The 24,906-nt window shown below is 42.2% G+C and carries 16 protein-coding genes and 1 tRNA gene; 2 read left to right on the top strand and 15 right to left on the bottom strand.

Annotated elements, in window-relative coordinates; translation table 11 throughout:
* Positions 1-3 precede the first annotated feature (3 nt).
* From K1X84_02240 to rsfS, 14 genes are all read right to left on the bottom strand, one after another.
* Entirely contained in the window at positions 4-4,692 is a 4,689-nt protein-coding gene (locus K1X84_02240) for a T9SS type A sorting domain-containing protein (GenBank protein ID MBX7150431.1), read from the bottom strand.
* Between the two features lie 33 nt (positions 4,693-4,725).
* Positions 4,726-5,490 carry a transporter gene (locus tag K1X84_02235; protein MBX7150430.1) on the bottom strand — a complete coding sequence of 255 codons (765 nt, stop codon included), beginning with the start codon at positions 5,488-5,490 and terminating at the stop codon, positions 4,726-4,728.
* Positions 5,491-5,529: 39 nt separating this feature from the next.
* A complete protein-coding gene (locus K1X84_02230) occupies positions 5,530-6,624 on the bottom strand; it encodes a chemotaxis response regulator protein-glutamate methylesterase (GenBank protein MBX7150429.1) in 1,095 nt (364 codons plus the stop codon).
* Positions 6,625-6,639: 15 nt separating this feature from the next.
* Positions 6,640-7,533 carry a protein-glutamate O-methyltransferase CheR gene (locus K1X84_02225; protein MBX7150428.1) on the bottom strand — a complete coding sequence of 298 codons (894 nt, stop codon included), beginning with the start codon at positions 7,531-7,533 and terminating at the stop codon, positions 6,640-6,642.
* A gap of 14 nt (positions 7,534-7,547) precedes the next feature.
* Positions 7,548-8,429, bottom strand: coding sequence for a protein-glutamate O-methyltransferase CheR (locus tag K1X84_02220; GenBank protein MBX7150427.1), 882 nt, complete (start codon positions 8,427-8,429; stop codon positions 7,548-7,550).
* A 30-nt stretch (positions 8,430-8,459) separates the two neighbouring features.
* The gene (locus tag K1X84_02215) at positions 8,460-10,673 is read right to left on the bottom strand and encodes a HAMP domain-containing protein (GenBank protein ID MBX7150426.1); all 2,214 of its coding nucleotides are present in this window, start codon (positions 10,671-10,673) and stop codon (positions 8,460-8,462) included.
* A 44-nt stretch (positions 10,674-10,717) separates the two neighbouring features.
* A complete protein-coding gene (locus K1X84_02210; protein MBX7150425.1) occupies positions 10,718-11,986 on the bottom strand; it encodes a chemotaxis protein CheW in 1,269 nt (422 codons plus the stop codon).
* 17 nt (positions 11,987-12,003) lie between these two features.
* A complete protein-coding gene (locus K1X84_02205) occupies positions 12,004-13,752 on the bottom strand; it encodes a chemotaxis protein CheA (GenBank protein ID MBX7150424.1) in 1,749 nt (582 codons plus the stop codon).
* Between the two features lie 10 nt (positions 13,753-13,762).
* Positions 13,763-14,215 (bottom strand): response regulator, encoded by a 453-nt coding sequence (locus K1X84_02200; GenBank protein ID MBX7150423.1) that lies wholly within the window; start codon positions 14,213-14,215, stop codon positions 13,763-13,765.
* A 27-nt stretch (positions 14,216-14,242) separates the two neighbouring features.
* Positions 14,243-15,847, bottom strand: coding sequence for a PAS domain S-box protein (locus K1X84_02195; GenBank protein MBX7150422.1), 1,605 nt, complete (start codon positions 15,845-15,847; stop codon positions 14,243-14,245).
* 271 nt (positions 15,848-16,118) lie between these two features.
* Entirely contained in the window at positions 16,119-17,474 is a 1,356-nt protein-coding gene (locus K1X84_02190; protein MBX7150421.1) for a sigma-54 dependent transcriptional regulator, read from the bottom strand.
* Positions 17,471-20,581, bottom strand: coding sequence for a PAS domain S-box protein (locus K1X84_02185; GenBank protein MBX7150420.1), 3,111 nt, complete (start codon positions 20,579-20,581; stop codon positions 17,471-17,473). The genes K1X84_02190 and K1X84_02185 overlap by 4 nt, the downstream gene beginning before the upstream one ends.
* 465 nt (positions 20,582-21,046) lie before the next feature.
* Positions 21,047-21,121 (bottom strand) — tRNA-Val (locus K1X84_02180).
* A 48-nt stretch (positions 21,122-21,169) separates the two neighbouring features.
* Positions 21,170-21,574, bottom strand: a complete 405-nt coding sequence (rsfS, locus tag K1X84_02175) for a ribosome silencing factor (GenBank protein MBX7150419.1) — start codon at positions 21,572-21,574, stop codon at positions 21,170-21,172.
* Between the two features lie 428 nt (positions 21,575-22,002).
* On the opposite strand from rsfS, the gene dprA reads away from it, so the two are divergent.
* Together dprA and K1X84_02165 are read left to right on the top strand one after the other, a co-directional pair.
* Positions 22,003-23,106 carry a DNA-processing protein DprA gene (gene dprA / locus K1X84_02170; GenBank protein ID MBX7150418.1) on the top strand — a complete coding sequence of 368 codons (1,104 nt, stop codon included), beginning with the start codon at positions 22,003-22,005 and terminating at the stop codon, positions 23,104-23,106.
* Between the two features lie 17 nt (positions 23,107-23,123).
* Positions 23,124-23,486, top strand: a complete 363-nt coding sequence (locus K1X84_02165) for a response regulator (protein MBX7150417.1) — start codon at positions 23,124-23,126, stop codon at positions 23,484-23,486.
* 74 nt (positions 23,487-23,560) lie between these two features.
* Here the strand turns inward: K1X84_02165 and K1X84_02160 are convergent, their stop codons facing one another.
* The gene (locus K1X84_02160) at positions 23,561-24,871 is read right to left on the bottom strand and encodes a hypothetical protein (protein ID MBX7150416.1); all 1,311 of its coding nucleotides are present in this window, start codon (positions 24,869-24,871) and stop codon (positions 23,561-23,563) included.
* Positions 24,872-24,906: the final 35 nt, after the last annotated feature.

Here is a 24,906-nt window from a genome sequence, read left to right as displayed (position 1 = left end):
TTACTATTTTATCAATATCATTTTTTTGCTTTGAACAAATTGATTGGCTTGTAACCGATAAATATAAATTCCCGAAGAAACGACATCGCCTTTATTATTTCTGCCGTCCCATTGAATGGAATATTGACCGGGATCGAGCAATGTATTTTTTACAACAGTATTAATTTCTTGTCCAAGAACGTTATAGATCTTCAGGCTCACCTGACTGCGGATTGGTATTTCATAGCGAATCGTAGTAACCGGATTGAACGGATTGGGATAGTTTTGGCGCAATGAATATTTCTTTGGAAGTTCCGATTCGATTCTTTCCAATTCGTTTTGAATAAACAAAGGCGTGCCCATGATAATTTTAAATCGCACAGGATGTTCTTCATCATCATTAACAAACGAATATGAGTTTTGGTTCAAATCGATCACATGGTTATGCGAAACATCGATGATGACCCACGTTTTCTCATCTGAAAATTGTTCGGCATTCCACGAAAGTATATTTTCTTTGTTACTGACATTTGTTTTTACTTCCATTTCCCAAACATGCCCATCTTTTTGTAAGGATTTGTAACTGGTGGTCAGCTTCGTGTCGTTGCCGTGTATATTTTTCTCTATGAAATAAGCACTCACATAATCTCCCATTACCGGTAATTCGGTAAGATTGACTTTCTTCGAAAACGATCCGTCTACAATTCCGGCAAAATTATAATTGTCCTCATAGACGCCGGCTTTAACTGAAATATTCATCGCCCATTTCGTATTTGTTTTGGGATGATTCCGCTTCGATAATTTTTTGGCAATACATTCACTGCTGAAGCTTAGCATCTTTATGCTGTCGGTTGCATTCCAAACAAAGTATCCTTCAAAAGGCTGAAGATTTTCCAATCCAATCAAATCAGCGCCGGTCTGGCCTTCGCTGATATATTTTACTCCATCCCATCTCAGTGGACCGACTATATCGGCATCCTGCGGTAACGCAACCGGGAATATGAAGGGATTTCCAATGCGGTTCCACCCGGGGTTCAAGGCCACCTGCGTACTGGCTAAATCAGCTGTACTCCCAGCGCCTGGAGTAATCGGAATATTAGAATCGTTCAACTTATGTTTGAGCCAATAAGCCCGGCCAAGCGCGAAAGTCAACGTATCCGTTCCTTCGACGGCACCATCAAACAAACGCCATGTTTTTGTACCGCCGGTTCCGAAGTTAGACAAAACGTTTTTGACATTCGGATTATCCAGAATTAACGGAATCGATATCAACCGCCATGTGTCTTCAGGAAATCCTGATTCATACGGATTTCCAGCGACGGATGACGATCTCAATGCGTTTTGTGAAAGCCGAACACTGACAGAGCCCATAACCGAAGTTTCATTATGCGATTGATCAATAGCCGTAATTCTGAAAATTCCGCCTTGGATAGAAATAATATTCGAATTGATAACCACGGAATAAGGACATTGAGTACCCGTCACGGGAATTTGAGTGAAATCGCAATCGCCGCCGTTTTTATATTCAAAAATTAAAGAGTCGATCGATTGGTTGTCCTCAACGCAAAAAGTGACTGTAACCGGATTGTTGAAATTAACAGGATTGGGAGTAACTATAACGTCGCCGATTGACGGATCTTGTAAATCCAAAGCGAGAAATTGAATTTCATTCGAAGGATCGCTTTCATTGCCGAATGTGTCTGACGCCGTCACATGAAAAAAATATGTTTTACCGGCAATCAATCCTGAAATAACAATCGTTGTATCGTTGATATTAAATGCAGATGTACTGTCAAGTTTTTGCTGCGAATTCGTCACTGTATCGCCGTAAACATAATATTTAAGGAAATCACTTCCGCTTGAAGGCATCCACGCTAAAGCAATACTTTCATTACCGGCAACACCGTGCAATTGAGTTGGAGGATCGGGTGCGATCGTATCGGTCACGCTCACTATAAAAGTGAGATCTTTGAACGCCGATTGAGCGTCGCTTGCCCTGATGACAATCGTTGATCGGCCGGTGCCGTTGAAATCAGTGAAATCTATCGTACTGTCTACCGGATCAATAACGACTGTTACCAAACCCGGGTTGGAATTTTCTTGTATAGTGAAGCTCAGCTGTTCATCTTCAACGTCTGAAAAAGTTTCATTCAGATCAGCATAGTTAAATATCGGCGCTTGCCCTTCTTCAACTTTAAGATCGGGAATCGCTAAAATGACAATGGGTGTATCATTGACGGCCGTAACAGTTACTATAAAAGTATCTTGAACAAAACTATTCAACGCATCTTTGGCTCGAATGATCAGTGAACTCACTCCGTTGGCGTTCTCAATAAAAGTCAGGCTGAGCACGCTGTCTCCAGAACCAATCGACGGGGTTACCAGGCCGGAATTAGAGTTCTGAACGATTGAAAACGCAAGGTTATGTCCGTTTTCCGTATCATCGAAAACATTATTTAAATCAACGTGATTGACTGCTCCATTATCTTCAAATACATTTAAATCAGGAATTGGCGCAATCACGATTGGCGTTTCATTGATTCCGGGGAATACGGTCACCACAAAAGTATCTTGAACGAAACTGCTATTTCCATCGGTAGCCTTCACAATGATTGTACTTACTCCGCTAACGCTTGCGCTAAAAGTAAGCCTTAGTATGCTATCAGCCGCAACAATCGTAGGGGTTACCAGGCTGGGATTCGAATTGTTTGCAATTGAAAAATTAAGATGAGAGCCATCTTCCACATCATTAAAGACGGCGTTTAAATCAATGTGATCGATCGGAATTGAATTTTCCGATACATTTAAATCGGGAATTGATGAAACAACATACGGCAAATCGTTAATTGCAAATATGGTTACCAGAAAAGTATCCTGTACCGCCGCCGATTGAGCATCTTGCGCCCGAATAATAATGCTGGCAGTTCCATTGGCATTACTGCCAAAAGTCAAATCCAAAGTACTGTCGGCCGGGTCCACTACCGCTGTTACTAATGATGAATTACTGTTGCCTGCAACCGTAAAAGTAAGATTGCGCCCGTTTTCTATATCGTTAAAAACATTATTGAGATCGACATAATTCAGCCTGCTCCCCGGATCTTCACCGTCGGTAAGATTCGGAATGGCCGAAATAACAGTCGGGGTGTCGTTCACTGCTGCTACTGCAATAATAAAACTGTCTTCAACATAATAACCCAGGTTGTCCGCGGCGCGAATTGTAATAGTTGCAACGCCCGACGCATTTGACAGGAAAGCTATATCCAATGTACTGTCCGTATTATCAATGCTGGGTGTTAATAGAGAAGTATTCGTATTTCCGGTAATCGAAAATGTCAACGCACTTCCGCTTTCCACATCAGTAAAAACCTTATTCAAGTCGCGATAACTATTTAAAGCAGGGCTATCTTCATAAACGGTCGTGTCCGGTATGGCTGAAACAACCGTTGGAACAAAATCGATAGACACGATCTGAACAGCGGGTTTATTATCCGTAATATCTAACGTCGTATCGATTTGAACTGTCGCTACATGTGCTCGTGCTGAATTTGCGTAACTGCCTGACACCGATGGCAGTAGCAGCTGGAACTTTAATTCACGACTTTGACCGGCTGGGATATTAAATGTTCCATACCATTTAATAGTAGAATCAGTTTGGGCCGGATCATTTATCAAAACGCTATTGTAAGTTGAAGAGCCGGCCACATAGGTCACGGTACCCGGCGTAAAAGCCAACGTATGAAAAATGTCTTCGATGGTGACCGAATTCGTTCCCGTGTTGGTCAACGTAACGGTAAAATTGACATTTCCGCCGGTATCTAATTGTGTCGGCGTCGCCGACATTCGTAAAGTCGTGGTATTCGTAGTTGTATTGACGGGCGTCAACGAACCATAAATCGCCGAATTCGTGTGTTGTATCCCAAATAGGACATTATTGTTCACGAACGAACATGGACTCAATGCGGCCGTGGCGGAAGTAATGCCATTGACACGAAAAGTATATACGACGGAATAATTAGTGCTTAAGCTCACCAAAGGGCCGGGAATTACCAACGAATCCGTATAAACTCGTCCGTCCGAATCGGTGGTTATCTGGGTTGATACCAATTCCAGTTTATCCGCCGGCCAAGCAGCATAGGCGGCAGGAGTAAAGAACATCGATTGCAATGCCTGGATCGTACCGGAATTTCCCGAAACGGTCATTGTAAAAGTTCCGCCGATAATGGGTGACGTTGTATTAAGAACAGCGCTGGTAATGACATTACTGGTGGATTGACTGCGTTGATCGGCCGTCATTGAGAATGAAGCGCTGTCAAGAGCCGTCAGCGATGGCGGCCCTGAAAAAACTTTTATTTTATGGCTTTGCGAACCGGTTACACCCGTGGCTTTTAAATAAAAATACGCAATCTTGGTTTGCCCGTTATCCAATTTGCCCAAACGGAATTCACCGTCTTCATTAGCCGCCAACGTAATATTCGAACCGCTGAAATTACCCGCTTTGATCCAGATGTCAGAATAATTGATCCCGGAAGTATTAGTAATTTCATAAGCCGCGTACATACATGTCAAACGCGGGCTCAGGGTGGTATCTATATATAAAACCGAAGACGAAGTGCGGGTAATAGTAAAACTTTGCGAATGCAATACACCAAAACTTGCAAATAATAAAATCACTGAGCACAGAGCCATTTTTAACTTTACAATTGTACCGTTCATGATCGACCTCAATTTGAATTTTATAATTCAATCCTAAAAGGGATGTTCAAAAGACAGGTAAAAAAATATGCGCTTGATTTTATCGTGTCCGTTGAGTTGCATGGGAAATGCAATACCCGGAACGATTTGCAGACTGCCGGCATTGTAGGCATACACAATACCCGGGTTGATCGTATGGATCGTTTCGTATTCCGTACCATGATCCTCGAATTGAGTAAGAAATTCGATCATCAGGTTTAAATTCCATCTTGGCACAAAAATCAGGCTGGCGCCTACATCATAATTCGTCAGCGTCGTCTTTTTTAAATCGACCTCCGCTTGAGGCGTCAATCGGACTCCTAAATTCAGATGAGTTGACCAGTGTTCGTTCCATTTTCTGCTGATCGGAATTACTAATTCGTAAGAAACCTTACCTTCGCCTAAACCTTTTTCTTCATCGCCGGTCGGTAATTTCAACGCAAAGCGCGGTGCAACCGAATAGGACTCTTCATGTTCGATCAATTGATATCGATAAATGAGGCTGACATCTCCAAATCCATTTTCAGACGAAGCATGGATCCTCGTGTAAGGAATGGTATAACTCAATTGATGTTGTGACCCAAAAAGTGGCCATTCCTGCGTCAGGCCGAAATTCCAATCTTTGTGAGACCGGGTATAAATCGCCGTAAAAAAATGTTGGACAACGTGTGGCTTTTGATTATAAGCTTGTTCAACTAAGAAAGAATTGTCACTCAGCGGTTCCTGACCGTATAGCGAAAACGCGAAAATACACCCCATGGCAACTGAACATGCTTTCATAAGGGCCTCTCCAATTAAAATGACAAGAACGAATGATATTTACGCATCAGACATGACACTCTGAAACTGCAGGAGATTGATCAATGCGCCGGGAATTTTTTCCAGAGCGAGTATATCGTTGGCCAATCCCGCTTCTACGGCACACCGTGGCATCCCATAGATCATCGCCGTCTCCTCCGATTCGGCAATAACCCAGCCGCCATGTTCACGTACTGCATACAAACCTTTAACTCCATCGGATCCCATTCCTGTAAGGATACACGAAATGTTGTTTTCACGGGCAACAAGTCCTGCCGATTCGAATAATACACTGACGGATGGACAATGAAGAGAATCTTTAGGATACTTTGTCATTCTCAAAATGTAGTCACTTCCTTTTTCTTCGAATATCACATGCTCACCAATCGGAGCAATAAGGCACAAACCATTTTTAATGGTATCGCCATCTTTGGCCATTCGAATATTTAAACCGGAACAACTGTTCAATCGCTCGGTCAGCGATTGAATAAAACCGCCCGGCGGCATGTGCTGAACAATCACTATTCCGGCTTCAAACGATTCCGGCAATACCGATAAAAGTTTATTCAAAGCGGCGGGACCGCCGGTGGAACTACCGATAGTGATAAGTCGTTGTTTGCCGTAAGCAATGAAATGCTTCCGTTTTTTCGATTTGTTCGCATCAGAAGGCAATATTGTTTTTTCATATCGGGCTTGTTCCAACTTGTCATCGGGCAAACAAACGGCCGCTTTTAATTTCCTGTGCAGATCGGTCGAAATCTCGCTGATGTTCATGGAGACGTACGATTCCGGTTTACAAACCACATCAAAAGCGCCCGCCTCCAGACAATGAATGGCCATATCGGTCCCGGATTGAGCCAGCGAACTGACGATAATAACCGGAATGGTATATTTTTGACGGATCAGCTTAAGCGCTTCGAGACCATTCATTCCCGGCATCTCAACATCCATCGTAATAACATCAGGTTTGATCGCTGATAACAAATCAAGAGCATCTTGCCCGTTATCGGCGGTCGCAATGACTTCAAAGGCTGAATCCGTCTGAATGATTCGCGTAATAGCTTTCCTCATAAAAGCCGAATCGTCTACTACCATGACTCTAGCCTTGCGTTCCATGTGTTTATATCACTCCTAAACTTTAAAATAAACCGGGTGACCATGATATTGCATCCTGTCAAAAAATTCGTCCATATGAGGCAAATGATCGGACGAACTGAGAAACAGTGCTCCTCCCGGATTGAGTATATCATCGAAATATTGAAGTACCGATCTTTTGCAATCATCATGGAAGTAAATCAAAACATTACGGCAAAAGATGACATGGAAACGGCCCAGTGAATGCATGATTTCGCTGTTCATCAAGTTTCCATGAATAAAGATGATTTCTTTTTTAAAAGCGTTCCGGATACGATACTGGTTCAGGTCTTTGTCATAATCAAAATTCTTTTTGTACATGTCATGTATCGCAAGATCACTGATTCCTCTAAACGCAGAATCAGCATATATCCCTTTGGTCGCAAGACCGATAGCCATCAAATCAATATCCAGTCCTACGACCGATATTTTAAGGCCCGGAAATTCTTTTCGTTTTTCTTCAAATTGTATGGCAATGCTGTACGGCTCTTCTCCGGATGAACAAGCCGCAGATAATATTCTGATTTCACGCTCGCCTTGATCGTAAAATTTCGGAATAACATTTTTCCACAAAGCTTCAAAAGCTGTGGGTTCGCGATGAAAAAAAGTCTCGTTGTTCGCCAACGCTCCAAGAAGACTAACGAATTCAGGATCGGTAAAGGATTGATTGCAATAAAATTTTTGAATCAGGTGTTGATAATAGCCGAAGAATGACGAAATAGTTTCTTTTTCCATAAGCCGTGACAATCGCGACTCCAATAGCCACCGCTTTTCATCGTCATAATAAATTCCAAAATGTTTACTGATAAAATCCCGTAAAAGCTGGAATTCATCATCGGACAAAGCCGCTATTTTATTAGTACGCCCGGATGTTGTTGTTGTATTAGACATATTGTGATTGAGTGTTAATAGGTTTTGGTCTTCGCTTCGTTGAAGCCGTTTTTTTTGTAAATTAATTCGGAAGATTCAGGTACTAAATCGAGCGAGTGAGAGTAAAGATGAAGCGTTTCCGCATCCCCCAGCATCAGGTAACCTCCTAATGCAAGGGCGCGTTCCAGAGAAGAAACCAAGGCCTGCTGATCCGAGTAATCAAAATAGATCAACACATTGCGGCAAAAAATCACATCATAGCGTTCCGCGTAAAAACTAATATCGGTTTTAAGATTTCTGACAGACCAGGAAATAAGCTGCTTGACCTTGGGAATGGTCTGCAACCAAATTTCACACCCATTTTCCTCACGAATGAAAAACCTGTCTTCGTAAGAACTATCCATGTGGTCGATCGATTTTTTAAGCCGGGGCGTTAACAGGTAACGCCCGTTCATTCCCGTAGCGATAGCATCGCCCGAAATATCCCAGGCATCGATATGAATATCCCATCCTTGCAGATAACGTAACCGGCTCGCCAACGACATTGCTATCGAATAGGCTTCTTCACCCGTCGAACATCCAGCCGAAAGAATACGAATGGATGGTTTTTCATGTTGATGATTCCTGGTAAAATTTTTTTCCTTGATCCATTTCGGAATAATTTGATCTTCCAGAAATCTGAATTGACCCGGAGATCTGAAGAAATAGGTTTCTTTCACGCTTAAACGATCGATTAGATTATGCCATTCTTGATTATTGTCGACCAAGACATGAGCCATATAGTCCAAATAATTACTGTAGCCGTTTTTAATGGAACGCGCCTGAACTATTTCCTCAAGGCTATCCATCCTGTGAGCGTTCACACGAAAACCAAATCGGGATGCAATTTCACGACGAATTTCATCTATCACCATCATACCGGTCTCCATTCTTGAAGTTTTTCTGTCTTAATTTTCCATCGAACTCATGGCCTTATCCCGATAATTGCTGTTCCGATGGCCATTTCCATTACCGTTGCCATTGCCGTTACCTAAGCGGAACATCGTTGTAATTTTTCTTAGGTCTTCCGCTTGAGTATTGAGCCCGCGAGTGACGGTGACAATCTGCCCGACAGCAGATAAATTCTGTCTGGAAATTCCGGCAATGTTTTCGACAGCTTTGACTACCATTTCACCGCCGCGTTTTTGTTCACCGGTAGCCGTCGATACTTGCTGCGTCATCATGTTCATCACTTCAACGGCTTTCATGATCTGCTGGCTGCCCACTGACTGTTCCCTTGTTGCGGACGACACTATCTGCGTGGACTTACTCATATTATCGACAGCTTTGACAACTTGTTCGGACGCTTTTGCCTGCTGCTCCGTCACTTTGCTGATCTCACTCATCATCCGGCTGGCCTGCGTTACCGTCTGCAATATTTTAGTCAACGCTTCGTTGCACTGTGCCGAAAGCCGTTCACCGTCTTTGGCAATCATCGCGCCGTTAGCCGTCGTCTTCAATGCTTCAGCGGTGTCCAGTTGAACTCCCTCGATCAGGGTAACGATTTCTTTAGCCGAACCGGCGGATCGTTCAGCCAATTTCCGCACTTCATCGGCGACGACCGCAAAGCCTCGTCCATGTTCACCGGCACGAGCCGCTTCAATAGCCGCATTGAGTGCCAGTAGGTTGGTTTGTTCGGCGATATCGTCGATCACATCAACTATGCTGCCGATTTTCTTGCTGCTGTCATCCAGCTTTTGGATGACTTTGACAATATCATTGATCGAAGAACCGATCTGTGACATGCCTTTCTGAACATTACTGACCGCAACACCGCCTTCTTGAGCTTCGCGAACGGCCGATTCAGAAGCCTTACCGGCTTCTTTCGCGTTAACCGCCACTTGCTCGATGGAGGCCGCCATTTCTTCAATGGTCGACGAAGTCTCTGTTACGGACGCCGCCAGGCTTTCGGTATTTTTTGCAACTGATTGAATTGAAGTAATCATTTGCTGAATGGACGCCGACGTTTCGTTAACATTGGATGACAACGAATCGGCGTTTTTGGCAATTTCCTGTATGGACGCCGCCATTTCTTCCATCGATGAAGAAGTTTCGTCCGTTGCGCTGGATTGTTCTTCAGCGCCTTTTGATATCTGGGTACTGCTAGCCGCCAGTTGTTCAGCCGTCGAAGCAACTTGCGTAGATGAAGTGGCAAGTTGTTCAATAATATCCTGAAGGCTCGTCACCATTTTCTGTAAGGAGTTATTGAGTACGTCTTGTTCTGAACGAGGATTGACGTGTACGCGCAAATCGTTGGCCGATATTTTCTCGGCAATATTAGCCGCTTCTTTTACATAACTGATCATTTGTTTCATAGCTGACAGTAACTTTCCGGTTTCTTCCGTAGTCTCAACTTCAAACTGCATATCAAGATTTCCTTCAGATACTTTTTCGGCTACATCAACGGCCACAGCTATCGGTTTGGTAATACTGCGTGTAATAAAAATGCCTAAAGCCAATCCGATAGCAAGGCTGATGAGCGTAATAACAATTAAACCCGTTTTGGCCGATTGTTCATCGGATTCAGCGGCCTTCGCGGATGAATCTGTAAAGGCTGTCACCTGTTCAATAAGTTTTTTGCCGTTGTCATCAAGATTTTGATCTTCTTTTTCCATCTCGACAATCAACCGCAATAATTTCTCACCGGAGTTGCCCGATTCAACGTTATTAATAATTTCATTCACAATTTGATCTAATCCCACTACCATGCGCGCTTCATCTTCGAGTTGTTGCGTTATGTGTTCATATTCATCCTTTAACTCCGGATAATTCTTAGATATTTGGCGAACGTTGGTTTCCAGCTTCCTTCTTTCATTGGACATGGCTGTCGACAATTCTTTGTACTGCTTTTTAACTTTCTCGAAATCTTCTTTCGCAGTTTGATCATTCCTGGCGCCGGCGAATCGAAGGATGCGCTCAATCAAGAGCGTTTGCTCGAGCCTCAGCCCTTCCAATTCATTAATCTGCCTTACGGTAGGAAAATCAGCCATCGCAACCTGATTTAACTCTTCACCGACAGCAATCAATTTTGCTATTCCATATCCGACACATGCGATCATCAAGACCAAAAAAAGTACTACCAATCCGATGATCTTGTTCCCGATTTTAAGATTTTTTAACATGGCACCCTCCTGCATACTTGTTCTTTTATATACTAAATACTGGACTAATTTCTTGAGCGATTAGAAGCAGATTTTTTCCTGCGTAAAATTTTGACGGCAATTTTCTTTTTCTTGTTCGGTTCAGGCATGACGGGTACGTCAATAACTTCATTCAGTGGGTTTGATGCCTGCAACTCGTCGTTTTTTTCACTTACTGTTTGCTCTTCATGATCTTCTTCTTTTGGCATCTCGTTCGAGATCAATAACTGCTTGATGTTATGAAGATCGGCGGTCTCTTCAAGGCTCAGCACTTTTTCCAGCTTCAGGACAATCAATAATCGATTTCCAACCTGTACAAGACCCTGGATAAAGCCATTGTCGCTGCCAACCGTTTCGGCCGGAGCTTTTTTAATGGATTCGGACGGTACACGGACAACCTCCGAAACGGCATCGACAATTAACCCGATACGCTTATCTTCAAGCAGCGTGATGATCACACGTGTATTTTTATCTTTAGGTGATTTCTCAATTTGAAAACGCTCACGCAGATTGATCACCGGTACAATTTGTCCGCGAAGATTAATTACTCCTTCGACAAATTCCGGAGCTCTGGGGACGTGAGTTACGGCAAACACTTTATTGATCTCTTGAACTTCAGAGATCGGCACGGCAAACTCATCGGAATGAATTTTAAAAGTCACCAGCTGAACGGTTTCACCGATCTGGTTCTGATCTGTAGTTTGTCGTGATTGAAGAGCTACAGTCATAATACTCTCCTGTTGATGTAGAATATGGATATGCGAAGCGACAATTTTTTCAGGTTCAATAATGGAGTACAAACGTTGTTTCGTCTTTATAACGCCTGAAAAATATTCTTGCTGTGATCCTGAAAATTTTTCAGATAATTTTTCAACCTGGTTTGACTGAACATTAAGAATTTCGCTGATCGAGTCTGCGATGAGACCAACCATGCTGCCTTCATATTCAATGACAATAACAACGGAATGCTCTCCATAAGAAACAGGTTCAATCCCAAGACATGATTTAAGATTGAGGACGCCAATGACTTGCCCTCTAAGGCTCATGACTCCGTAAAAATTATTTGTTACGGCCGGAAGCTTTGTAATTTTGAAAGTGTTAACGATCTCTTTCAGTATTTCCAGGTTTATCGCAAAATGTTGATCATTAAGACTTAAAGTAATGACCTGCGACAGCTGCTCATGATATTGAAATGATTTTTCTTCGATGGAGTTCCTTATAGATTCGGAATGTATTCCCGCTACGCTGTTCTGGCTGTGTTTTTCAAGCTGATTGTTAAAAACGTCCACTGACATACATTTCTCCAAAAAAATTACTCTTCCTCGACCACGTATTTATTTTTGTGATTCCATATACTGGCAATATCAACAACAAGGCTGATATCCCCGTTAGCCATTATCGTAGCGCCGGAAAAATCCTTGATATGTTCCAGATATTCTCCAAGCGGTTTAATGACCACATCCTGTTGGTCTGTCAAAGCGCTAACCACCAATCCCATTCGGTTTTCGGCCAGGCCGATCACTACAATGAAAATTTTTTTAGTGAAATGTTCGGATGGCAGGCCTAAAATTTCACTCAATCGAACAATCGGTAAAACGCTGTTTCGTAATTGAATCGTCTCGACGCCGTTAACCAATTCGATACTGGATGGTTCCACACGCAAGGTTTCGATGACGTTGGTAAGAGGCAAAGCATAGTGTTGTCCAATGACTTCCACTAAAAGTGCCTGCATGATGGCTAGCGTAAGGGGTAACTTCAGTATGAACGTAGTTCCGCGATCAACTTCAGTTCGGATATCGATCAACCCGTTCAGCTTAACAATATTTTTCTTTACAACGTCCATGCCGACGCCTCTGCCGGATAATTCCGTTACTTGAGCCGCAGTAGAAAAACCGGGCATAAAAATCAAATTCAGAATCTCCCTCTCCGATAAATTCCGGCCTGCTTCGATTAACCCTTTTTCGACAGCTTTATGATAAATAGTTTCGACGTCCATTCCTCTTCCATCGTCCTTGGCTTCAATCACAATGAGATTATTTTCCTGGTAGGCTTTGAGAGTAATTTTACCTTCGCGCGGTTTTCCTTTGGCGGCCCGTTCGTCGGGATTTTCAATTCCGTGATCAATAGCGTTTCGAATAATATGCAAGAGTGGATCTTCAAGCAGCTCAATAACTGATCGGTCGATTTCTGTTTCTTCCCCAATCAAATTAAGTCTCACGTCTTTTTGACTTTTGTTGGCAATGTCTCGGATCATGCGTTGAAATTTACGTAACGTATATCCGACCGGCACCATGCGAAGCTTCATCGAGGCATCCTGAAGATTCAAGATCAGGCGGGTTGTTTGCTCAACAATTCCGGTTAATTGATTGTGAAGCGAACGTTCAGCTTCGGATTCATGGTTGGCGGCGGCAATGCGTTGCCGTTGTGAATTAAGTTCGGCAATCGATTTGGATATATTCATCAAACGATTCTTGCTAATCATCAATTCGCCGACGGTATTAATAAGATCGTCAAGTCTCTTGGTATCAACCCGAACCGTTGTACCGTGTGCTATTTTAGATGTATCTTCTTTGCCGTCCACCGACGAATTGGGTTTAGCCGGAGCATTTGGTTGAGAAGCTTTATTTCCTTGAGCATCCTCCGAAGAGCGTGAAAAAAATTTGTCAAGCTTGCTGATTTCATCGTCGACCACAATGATGGTAGTGCCATTGGAGAGCACTTCGTGTATCAGCACTTTCATTGTGTCGAGAATCTGAAAACAACCGTCAATGACTTCATTATTTACAACCACCGAGCCGTCACGTACTTTATCCAAAAGCGATTCGGCTTCGTGGGTATAGGATTTTATTTGCTCAAAACCCATCATGCCTGCGAGGCTTTTGATCGTATGCACCGCCCGAAAAATTGCCTGAACCGATTCTTGAATTTCACTGAAATGAAAAGACTTGTGCCGAACGATCGATTCAATCGTCATCAGATTCTCTTCAAATGATTGAAGAAGTTCCTGGCTTTCGATCATGAAGTCTTGGAGAAATTCCCGGAATTCATTTGGTTGTTTCATAGAGAAGTCCCTATTTAATGTGCCAATATCTCATCGCATCGACAATTTTGACCAAGGCGGACGGCTCATAAGGCTTGGTGACGTACACGGTTGCCCCCGATACATATCCGTCTTTGATTTTCGATTCTGAAGATTCGGTAGTCAACATTATGACCGGTGTCGATTTGTAAGACGGTATTCGGCGCAAATTTTTTATGAACTCTATTCCGTTCATATTGGGCATATTGTAGTCCACAAATAACATTTTGATGTCTTCATGCTTTACAATCTCCAATGCTTCCGATCCGTCGCACGCTTCCAGCAAATTAAAATCCTTATAGCCGGATAGAGTATTCACCAAAAGTGCCCGCATGGTTTTTGAATCATCGACAATCAAAACATTTTTCAGATCAATCTTATCGAGCGCAGAGGTTGTCTTTTTTATTTTTTCAACGCTCGAAGATTTAACGGTGTGCGAAGTCATGATTAAATTCCTTTCTGCATAAAATTTTTAATGATGGATAACCGCCGGTAAATAGATGCGGATCGTTGTACCTTGATCTACAAAGCTTTGAATGTCGATGTAGCCTTGGTGTTCTTTTATGAGAGAATAAGCCATTGAAAGACCCAACCCGGTTCCTTTACCAGCCCCCTTTGTCGTAAAAAATGGTTCATAAACTTTTCGCATCGTCTCCTCGGACATGCCAACGCCACTGTCTTTAACTTGAAGGCATGCATAGTGCCCGTCAGGAACAAAACAGGGCACATCATTCAAATGATTTTGAATATCGCCGTTCTTCACATAACACAAATTGCAATGGCCTTGTTGAACTTTGCACCCTTTAACTACAGGACTGGATGGTACATAAACGTTGGATGTGGACAGCCAAAGGTGACCTCCCGTAGGCATTGCATCCCGCGCATTGTAGCAAAGATTAATAACCACTTGTTCCATTTGAGCTTTGTCAACATGCGCAAAATGAGGCGCTGAGGTCAGTTCCGATGTCACCGTGATGGAAGGCGGTAGAGTTGTTTCAAGTAAAGGTTGGATCGATTCAATAAGTTTATTAAACGTCAGCAACTCCAGTTTGAGTTCTTGACGACGGCTGAATGACAAAATTTTTTCACACAATGATGCGGCGCGGTCGGCGGCATCCGAAATTCGATTGATGGATTTTAATAATTTTGTTTGATCATTAATGTCGATCTTAAGAATCGATAGACTTGCTTTAATAATGCTGAGCATGTTGTTAAAGTCATGAACAATACCCCCACTCATTTGCCCAATCAGTTCCATTTTTTCTGCATGACGGATTTTACTTTCCAATCGCCTCTTTTCGGTCACGTCAGAAGCCGTAGCTTCAAAATAAAGAAATTGAGTGGAGGTGTGATGCACTGCGCGCAATGAAATTTCACACTTGAGCGGTTGCCCGTCTTTTGTTTTCCACAATGCTTCGTACAGTATATTCTTTTGATGCGCCAGTGCATTATGATGAATTTGCAATCCTTCATCATGATTGATAAAGATGTCTCTGAAAAGATTATGGGCCATAAGATCCTGTTCATCCTGGTATCCTAAAATCCTTACCAGAGCCGGATTGACTATGATAAAACTTCCGTCAAGCGTTATCTGATAAATCCCGGCCGACATGTTATCAAAAAAGGCTTTGAAATTACTTTCAGTTTCCCTGATGCTTTCTTCGGCTACCTTTAAGCTCGTTATATCCTGAATAAGCCCGACTAACCTGACGATGGTCTGATTCTCATCGAGAAAGAAGTATCCTTCCTGCCGAGCTGTTATATAGGATCGGTCTTTTTTTCTTATCCTGTATTCCAGACTAAATGGATCTTTCTTGATCAATACTTTCTCAATCACGCGGCAAAATTTCACAATATCATCCGGATGAATAAATTCAAGCCAGGTATTTAAGTCGCCATTGAGTTCATCCTTTTCATAACCTAAAATTGACGTGACATTGCCTTCATAGACTATCGTATTCGTCCGGGGATCCCAATCAAAAACAATCTGACCACTCGCATGAATCACAGCTTCATATCGATTAATCAAAGCAATATTGGGATTGTTGGGAGCTGATGAAGGTAGAACTCTCTGCATAACTACAAACTATTTCGATAAATTGATTTTGACTGGAAGAGATGACATGTGAAGTGCAACATCAATGCCGCAATTCGAAACAGGCGCATTTTTTTATTTAAGTTATTGTTAAAGGAAGGAATAAGGTGAGAACCGGAATGCAGAATGAAATTTCAAAAATAGAAAATTTTCTATTTTGACTGATTTTTTTCTATTGCGAAGGGATGGAAAGCGGAATTTTTAGTAAAATAAGCCTAAAAGAAAAAGACCTGTAGGTCTGAATAAATGTGAATCATATCTTATTGATCAAATTAGTATAATGGATACCCAGAAGTTCAGCAGCAGCTTTATTGTCGCCATTAACTTGCTTAACAGCTTCGGCAATAATTATTTTTTCAATTTCGCGCATGCACATTTTCAGTGATCCGTTATGCTTAAGAATCTGGTTCAAAAGTATTCCCGGGTCAATGCCGTCAAGGCACGATGCCTTTTCATCGTCATCAATGACAAGATGCTCAGGAAGAATATCGTTTTCTGAATGTAAAACAGCCGCCCGTACTACGTTTTTAAGCTCGCGAATATTGCCTGGCCAGTAATAGGATTTTACACGTTCAATAGCTTCTTTAGAAAAACTTACTGTTTTGCCCGTTTCGCGATTGGCCATTTGCAAATAATAGTCGACAAGCGGCACAATATCTTCACGCCTCTCTCTCAAGGGTGGCAGTTTAATCTGAAATTCATTGAGTCTATAATATAAATCTTGTCGAATTTGGCCGTTTTCAACAGCTTTTTGCATATCGAGATTGGTTGCAACAATCAGTCGTACATCGACATTTTTATGTTGTTTGGCGCCAATCCTAAAAATTTTTCTTGTTTCAATAACCCGAAGAAGTTTTGCCTGTAACTGATAAGGTAAATTTCCCAATTCGTCCAAGAAAAGAGTTCCCTCGTGCGCTAATTCAAAAAGACCTTCCTTGCGATTATCCGCTCCGGTAAAAGCACCTTTTTCGTGACCAAAAAGTTCACTCTCGGCAAGATTTTCCGGAATAGCTCCGCAATCAACCGGTAAGAAAATTTTATCCGATCGTTTGCTCATAGAATGGATCGCGTTGGCAATAATGTCTTTACCCGTACCGGTTTCTCCTGTTATTAAAATCGTATAATCGGTATTGGCAACTGCTTGCACTTTGGACATTACTTTTTTCATGGCCGGACTGACCGGAGACAATATTGGCGCAATTTCAGTTCGAACTGCGCTCCTCCAATGCAAAACTTCCCTCATCAACTGGCGTTTTTCAAGCGCGCGTTGTATACTGAGAAGGATGCTATCCTTCTCAAGCGGTTTTACTAAGTAGTCATAAGCACCCAAGCGGGTTGTATCAATAGCCGATTGGACTTCTGCATATCCGGTCACAATAATAACAGGCATATGAATATCAATCTCGCGAATTTTTTGCAACGTCTGAACGCCGCTGATTTCCGGCATCATCAGGTCAAGTATGACGAGACTAAAATCACGACTCAGTAATTCTTGAAAGCCTGCATCACCATTGGCGGCCTCAAATACTTGATAGCCCTCCGTTTCAAGAATATTTCTCAAAACCCAACGCGTCGGCGCATCATCATCAATAATCAAAATGGTTTTCATGAATCAAGCTTTTTTTTAATGGAAGTAAATAATTGTTCCGCCGAATATGGTTTATAAAGAATTTCTTCGATGCCTAAACTTTTTAATGCTTCAACTTGTCTGGACAATAAATGACCCGATGTAAAAAGAAATTTTACATCGGGATTAACTTCTCGGATAACCTGCAAAGTCTCAATGCCGTCCATACCGGGCAAATGAACATCAATCAACACACAGTCGATGTCTTTAGATTGTTTATAAACTTTGATAGCCTCAGCGCCATTGGATACTATTGAGACTTGATATCCAAAATGAGTCAAGGTCATCTGCGCCATCTTTCTCATATAGTATTCATCGTCGACAACGAGAACATGTCCTGATGTCCGTGAAATTTTTGGAGACGCAAAAAGCTCATTGGGAGGTTGTTTTTTGGAAATAGGAAAATAAATGTGCATGGACGTTCCCTCACCAATTTCAGATTCAACTTGAATAAAGCCTTTGTGGTTTTGGACAATCGAACGAACAATCGCCAGACCTAAACCCGTCCCGCGTCCCGTTTCTTTAGTCGTAAAAAATGCATCAAAAATCGTTGGAAAAAATTCTTTTGGAATTCCCTCTCCTTTATCGACAATCGTAAGTCTTATGAATACGCCGCTCCGAACTTCATTAGCGGAAGCAAGCACATCGCCCACGTCAACGGTTTGCGTTATAATTCGGATTTTCCCATGATCATGCATGGCATCTCTCGCATTCAGACAAAGGTTGACGAGTACTTGCTGAAGTTGAGTAGCATCGCCTTCCAAAAATGGCAGACTGGGTTGCAGTTCTGTCACAATTTCCATCTGTATACCTAATAATCGGTCTAACATTTTTTTGGTGCTGAGGATAAGCGAATTAAAATCCAGAGCCATGACGGTTACCGGCGATTTCCTTGCATATTGCATGAGCTGTTTAACGATTTCTCCTGCCTTGCTGGAAGTCGCAACAATCATCTCTATCATTTCCTGACGATTTTCTTCTGGTAAATTTTGATTGCGCAACATTTCAGCCGTTGGCAATATGACACCGAGCATATTATTCATATCATGCGCAATACCCGCAGCGACCCGGCCGAGACTTTCTCTTTTTTGAGATTGAATGAGTTGATCTTCAAGGTTTTTTCGCTCCGTCAAATCAACCATTGAGCCCACGACCCGCACCGGTTTCCCTACGGACGAGCGTAATATATAGGATCGACTCAGAACAAACCGATAACTATTGTCCCTTCCCAGTATTCGATATTCGTGCCGCAATTGATGAGCGCCTTGATCAATTGCTCGTTGATAGTTGCCGCGTATCCGTTCGATATCATCGGGATGAATCCGTTGCTCCCATTGATCGCTGTCATCCGGACCTTCTTCCGGCCTTTTGCCAACCAGATCATAAAACGATTGGCTCCACCATCGTATGTTATGAACGAGGTCAACATCCCAGAGGGCATCATTAGAAGCTCGGGCAACCATTTCAAATCGCTCCATACTTTGCCGAAGCGCTTCCTCCACTCGTTTTCTCTCTTCGATTTCTATTTGAGCTTCTTCATAGTGATGCGCATTGGAAAAAGCCAGAACCAAAGATTCAGCGATAGACTCGGCCAGCGTTACGTCCGCTTCGTCAAAATCAGCAATACATTCGCTGTCAATATTCAGCGCACCTATTGGATTAGTTCCACCGATAGGAACGGCCAATTCACTTAAAACGGCCGGATCGCCTTCAAAGTAATCGGGATCCATACTGACGTCTTTTATATTTTGTGTGGTTCCGGTTCGAATCGCCCGCCCGATGACTCCTTCATTGATAGAATAAGACGGCTTCGGATTTATGATCGGCGGACCTACTTCAGCGAGCAATTTCCATTGTTGGATTTCCGGCTCGTAGATACAGACTGAAACCCGCTTCCAGCGTTTGTGCTCCAAAAAATGCTGCGCAACAGTTTTCGAAGTTGCTTCAAGGCTAAGACTCGTATGCGCAGCTTTCACAACTTCATAGAGCAGATGCTGACGGTTAGTTTGAGTTTGAATAGCTATTTCTGCTTTTTTGCGACCCGTTATATCACGAAAACTCAATACTCGTCCTACTACTTCGCCCCCAATAACTTGAGGTTTGGATACACGCTCATAAACACGTCCATCGCGAAAAACTAACGTATCTACGGTTTCTGATTCAGGTATTTGAAATAAGTATTGTCGATTTTTGTTTATAAACGCCTCCGGATCAACAAGCTGGTCGAGAATAAATCGGCGCGCTTTTTCGGGCTCAGCTGCGAATAATACTCCTTCTGGGATTCGCCACAATTCTATAAACTTTTTATTAAATTGTATTATTTTCCCATCCTTATCGACAACTACAATGCCGTCACCCGTCGACTCGAAAGTAGCCTGCAAAAGCGAAACCGATCGCTCAGCTTCATATTGGGCCTTTTTAAACGTTGAGACATCCTGGAAAGTAAAAACAATCTCTAGAATATTGCCTCGATCATCCATTTCGGGAAAGGTATTCACTAAAAGCCAGATACGATTATTATCCGAATGATGGTCAATACTGATAAGAATATCAGTTAAGGGTTCTTCGAAACCAAGATTGTTGTTCGGAAATTTAGAATCATCATCCTTTTGGGCATTCCATTCCTGGTCAAATATTTTTTTACCTCTGAGTTGGCTTTCTGAATGACCAAATATTTCGGATGCTTGCTTGTTGCACACTTGTATGATTAATGAAGCATCTGTCACAACCACACCAACTGGAAGCGTCTGCATGAGTATCCGGAATCTTTCTTCGCTACGTCTTAAAGCGGCTTCAGCTTTCCTATGTTCCGTAATATTTTTTGCTACAATAGAAATCCCATTCATCCGGTTGCGACCATCCCGGATGGGAGAAACGGTCAACGCAACATTTATAACCCGGCAATCTTTTGTCAGCCTCGTGGTTTCGAACTGAACGCTTGAATTCATTTTCACTTGTTTGATAATGAACTCAAAATCGTCATAGCCTTCAGACATAAGTATAGTGCCTGATTGCCCGATTATTTCTTCTGAGGAATATCCGAACATTGCTGCAGCCGCCGGATTCCAACTTGTAATAATCCTGTCCATTGTTTCGCTATAAACAGCGTCGGAGGAGAATTCAATAGGAGGGCTTTGCAGATTTGTTTTAAATCTGCTGTTGTGGATGTCTTTTACGGGTGTTTTATCTTGGGCCTTAGAGAGCTGGCTATCTGCCAAGCTCACCCCATCACGGCTTGGGCGCTGATATCTTCCTCGCTTCCCGGAAGATTTTGATTTCCCCATAGAGCCCCCATTGATTTAAAATGCAATTTATTGACTTATGCTTGAACGAGAAACTTTGTTGCTCGCTGACAAAACAAATCAGACAATAAAAGATTCATTATTGAAAACACTACTTCTATGCCCCCTATGTGTTCGCAAGGTAAGATAACAGATTAGGTAAAGATACTGTCCTCAGGTAAGTGTTTTTTAATTTACCTTAAAATAGTCTCAATTGCAAATCATTTTGAGTCTGAAATTATAACAGAATGTTGAATATGGTGGGAGATAGTGTGGGCAATACTGGATTCGAACCAGTGACCTCTCGCGTGTGAAGCGAACGCTCTGAACCAGCTGAGCTAATTGCCCTCTTACTTACAGAACAAATTAAAAAAACTTCACAATATTTTTAAAACATCAATTCTTCACCAACGCTTCGTCGCGCATCCGCATAAATTTTGCATCGCCCCACAAACGTTCCAAATCGTAATATTCACGTGCTTCTTTTTGAAAAACATGAACAATGACATCGACGAAATCGATCAGAATCCATTTCATCGAGTTGTAACCTTCTTTATGGTGCGGATAGATGCCTGTTTTTGCCAATTCATCCACTACATGATCGGCAACAGCACGTGAATGTAAATCTGAGGTGCACGTACAAATAACAAAATAGTCGGTTACACTGGTCAAACCGTCGAGATTGGCCAGAACAACGTCCTCCGCTTTTTTCTCAAATAGAAACTGACTGATTTGTTTCGCCAATTTCAATGTCGGCGTTTCTTCGACTCTCGGCTTGGAAGCTTTCGGCGTCGCTTTCATCTTTTGACGCTCGTACGCCGCTAATTCTTCATCAATTTCGGCGGCTGTCAATGTATCAACGTCATCCGATTCATCATCCCCCGTAATCCGATCGCGATCATCAAAGCCCGATGATAACGTTTTCTTCTTTTTTCCGGAAATTTTTGCTACAGCCGATTTAACCGGTTTATTTTTTTTTCCGGTGCTTTTAGGTTTTTTTTTCGAAACAGATTTCTTAACCGGTTTAACCGATTTTTTTGACGTTTTAGATTTTTTCGCCGGTTTTTTTACTGAAGACACTTTCAAACTCCGTTTTTTTAAACGCCGCTAATATAAAAGTGCATCATCACAAAATCAAGTTCAATAGTTCTTCGAAAATCAACACTATTGTTACCTTGCATATCGAATGAGTTTTTTGTATTATAAGCCCGTTCAAATTTAACACATCTATGACATCGGATACGCTTTATCACCTCTTATTATTGTCGTCCATACCGGGAATTGGCCACAGCAAATTGCGCACATTGGTGCAGAAATTTGGCACTCCCGAAGAAGTTTTTGCAGCAAAGCTACATCAACTAACGGCCACGGACGGCTTTGACCAAAAAACAGCCGAAAAGATACTTAACCCGGCTTTACGGGATAACAAGTTTGTAGAAGAACAGCTTAAGTTGATCGAACACTATAAGGTTCAAGTATTATCGTTTTGGGACAATGACTATCCTGTTAATTTGAAAAATATCCACGAACCGCCCGCATTTCTTTTTACAAGAGGCGACCTCGCCGAAATCGACCGTTATGCTATTGCGATCGTCGGAACCCGTCAACCTACATCGTACGGAAAAATAATGACGGAAACGTTAGCGCGTGAACTGGCAGTACGCGGTATTACTATTGTCAGCGGATTGGCCCGCGGTATTGATACCATTGCTCACCACAGCGCGTTGCAACATGGCGGCCGGACCATAGCCGTCTTAGGTTCAGGCGTCGATCGGATTTACCCGGCAGAAAATTTTAAATTGGCTATGGATCTAATGCAACATGGTGCTTTAATATCCGATTATCCAATGAAAACGGCGCCCGATGCCGTTAACTTTCCCGGCCGCAATCGTATCATTAGCGGACTTTCATTAGGAACTCTTATCATTGAAGCCGGAGAAAAGAGCGGAGCATTAATTACGACCGAATATGCCATGGAACAAAATCGCGAAGTTTTTGCTGTCCCAGGTAACATTACAACGCTGCAAGCTCGCGGACCTAACCAGTTAATCAAACAAGGTGCAAAACTCGTTGAAACTGTCGACGATATTCTGACAGAATTAGAGAGCAAATTGGTTGCACTCAAACAACCTTCTCAGAAGCTGATTCTCAATCTTTCCCAAACCGAAGAAACTATCATTGGTCACATCTTAAATGAGCCGATCCACGTCGACGCCATTGCCAAACAGAGTAATATATCTGTTGCGGAAGCGCTGACTCATTTATTAAATTTAGAATTGATGGGCGTTGTCCGGCAAACGGCCGGGAAACATTTTATTCGAATGCACTCGTAATTCTGAAGGAGCCTACCGTGCCAAAAAAAGTCTTGGTCGTCGATGATGAAAATACCGTTCGCAGCTTGTTGAAAATTTTTCTCGGCAAAGCGGGCTTTGAATTGGACTTTGCAGAAGATGGAATCCAGGCGATGGACAAAATCAAATCGTTTGATCCTGATGTAATTGTGCTCGATACCAACATGCCGGGTAAAAATGGCATCGAAGTGTGCTCTGAAACCAAAGCCATCAACCCCAATCGCCCCAGAATTATATTCCATACAGGCTCACTGGAAGAATATAAAGCTCAGGCGGAAGCAGCAGGCGCTGATGCTACATTTGCTAAAACAGGCATGGGCGGTCTTGGAAAACTAGTCGATCTGATTAATTCCCTCTCATGAACCAATGAAAATCGCTGAAAATAAAAAACCCAACTGAAAACAGTTGGGTTTTTTTATTTTTGTATGGTATTAAATCAGTTTTTAGTAGGAAAATACCGCGTATAAACGGCATCAGTAAATGCAATAGCTTCTTTCTGATAAGGATTAATTTCATGATTGTAAAATGTGTCTTCGATCAGAACGTTTGCATCTTTCCAGTTATTAACCTGATTGAGCTGATTCAATAAATCAAAAAACTCTTTATCTTTTTTCTTGAAAAGTTTTTTGATATATATTTTTTTGTCTTTGTCTTCAATGACTTTGTATAAATCTTCGAGCACGTCGGCCTGTCCCATTTGTTTGGCCATAATCGCCGCCAATTGATCTGCAGCCGATCCAGCTGCGGTTTGAGCGGGTTTCGGCTCTTCTTTCGGTTTCACTTCCGGAGGGGGCGGCGGAAGAACAATATCTTCTTCTTCTTCTTCCGTTAGGAAAGAATCCATTGATGCCTCTTCAACAGCTTCTTCCTTAATATCTTCGATCTGCGAAACAATGTTGGAAAGATTTTTGGTAGAAATAACTTCGGTCTTTTCAGTGTAATCCGTTTTAACGGCCTGTTCTTTGATCGGCTTAGCTTCGACATCACCGCTTTCGAGGAATGATTTAAACATACCTTCGAGTTTGGCCACGCTGATAGCATTCATGTTTTTTGCGATAGCATTCTTAATCGCGTTAACATAGTCAGGAAGGTTGCGGTCCTGATAAGCATTGACTAATATATCAGCGTCGAGACTGTCGGATTGCTGTTCCCGTCCTAAATTTAAAAATCCCACTATCACCGTCGCCAAGTTCACAGCAGCCGGCGTTGTGTTTTGGGACAGGGCTTTTTCATCTAATTGTTGGATAAAATTTTTGAATTTGGTTCTTGAAATAGTATCCATCTGATTGCTTTGAAAATAATGTTCCAAAGCCTTGTAGTAATATTCATATTCTAAGAAATATTTCATCGAATCCATGACTTCAGCAGGCGTAATAACGTCATCATCACGGAAAATGAATTGCACCATGGTACGTTCAGGTTGAACCAAAAAGTTGGATTGCAATTTAACGGCTTGTTCGAGAACGCGGTGAAGTTTTGCCTGATTAAAAATGGCGGTATTTTTTAAGACTTCATATAATTCTTCAAATTTTTTCCTTACTTCGGGAAGATCGTAATTGAATCGTCCGGAAGAAAGGAACATGGAGGATTCCTCACGAATCCATTTTTCAGCCTCACGGTCAAAATAATTCTTAATGAATCCCGGTATATCTCTTTTTTTCAAATCCTGCAAGGCAATGGCTTTGTCTTTACCAATGATGCGTTTGTGCAAATTTGCAACAATCCCATCAATCTCGTTGATGACCATACGATGCTCCTAACGTTTTTTATTAAAGTGAATTA

This window comes from bacterium (assembly GCA_019695335.1).
Lineage (GTDB): Bacteria > CLD3 > CLD3 > SB21 > SB21 > JABWBZ01.
Note: the sequence above shows the minus strand (reverse complement) of the source record. Positions and strands in the feature narration are given on the sequence as shown.

Coding starts and splice junctions, on each gene's coding strand:
- K1X84_02190 (MBX7150421.1), bottom strand. CDS start 17,474: ATGAAAACCATTTTGATTATTGATGATGATGCGCCGACGCGTTGGGTT.
- K1X84_02220 (MBX7150427.1), bottom strand. CDS start 8,429: ATGATGGTGATAGATGAAATTCGTCGTGAAATTGCATCCCGATTTGGT.
- rsfS (MBX7150419.1), bottom strand. CDS start 21,574: ATGAAAGCGACGCCGAAAGCTTCCAAGCCGAGAGTCGAAGAAACGCCG.
- K1X84_02185 (MBX7150420.1), bottom strand. CDS start 20,581: ATGGACAGGATTATTACAAGTTGGAATCCGGCGGCTGCAGCAATGTTC.
- K1X84_02160 (MBX7150416.1), bottom strand. CDS start 24,871: ATGGTCATCAACGAGATTGATGGGATTGTTGCAAATTTGCACAAACGC.
- K1X84_02205 (MBX7150424.1), bottom strand. CDS start 13,752: ATGAAACAACCAAATGAATTCCGGGAATTTCTCCAAGACTTCATGATC.
- K1X84_02230 (MBX7150429.1), bottom strand. CDS start 6,624: ATGGAACGCAAGGCTAGAGTCATGGTAGTAGACGATTCGGCTTTTATG.
- K1X84_02240 (MBX7150431.1), bottom strand. CDS start 4,692: ATGAACGGTACAATTGTAAAGTTAAAAATGGCTCTGTGCTCAGTGATT.
- K1X84_02200 (MBX7150423.1), bottom strand. CDS start 14,215: ATGACTTCGCACACCGTTAAATCTTCGAGCGTTGAAAAAATAAAAAAG.
- dprA (MBX7150418.1), top strand. CDS start 22,003: ATGACATCGGATACGCTTTATCACCTCTTATTATTGTCGTCCATACCG.
- K1X84_02210 (MBX7150425.1), bottom strand. CDS start 11,986: ATGTCAGTGGACGTTTTTAACAATCAGCTTGAAAAACACAGCCAGAAC.
- K1X84_02225 (MBX7150428.1), bottom strand. CDS start 7,533: ATGTCTAATACAACAACAACATCCGGGCGTACTAATAAAATAGCGGCT.
- K1X84_02215 (MBX7150426.1), bottom strand. CDS start 10,673: ATGTTAAAAAATCTTAAAATCGGGAACAAGATCATCGGATTGGTAGTA.
- K1X84_02235 (MBX7150430.1), bottom strand. CDS start 5,490: ATGAAAGCATGTTCAGTTGCCATGGGGTGTATTTTCGCGTTTTCGCTA.
- K1X84_02195 (MBX7150422.1), bottom strand. CDS start 15,847: ATGCAGAGAGTTCTACCTTCATCAGCTCCCAACAATCCCAATATTGCT.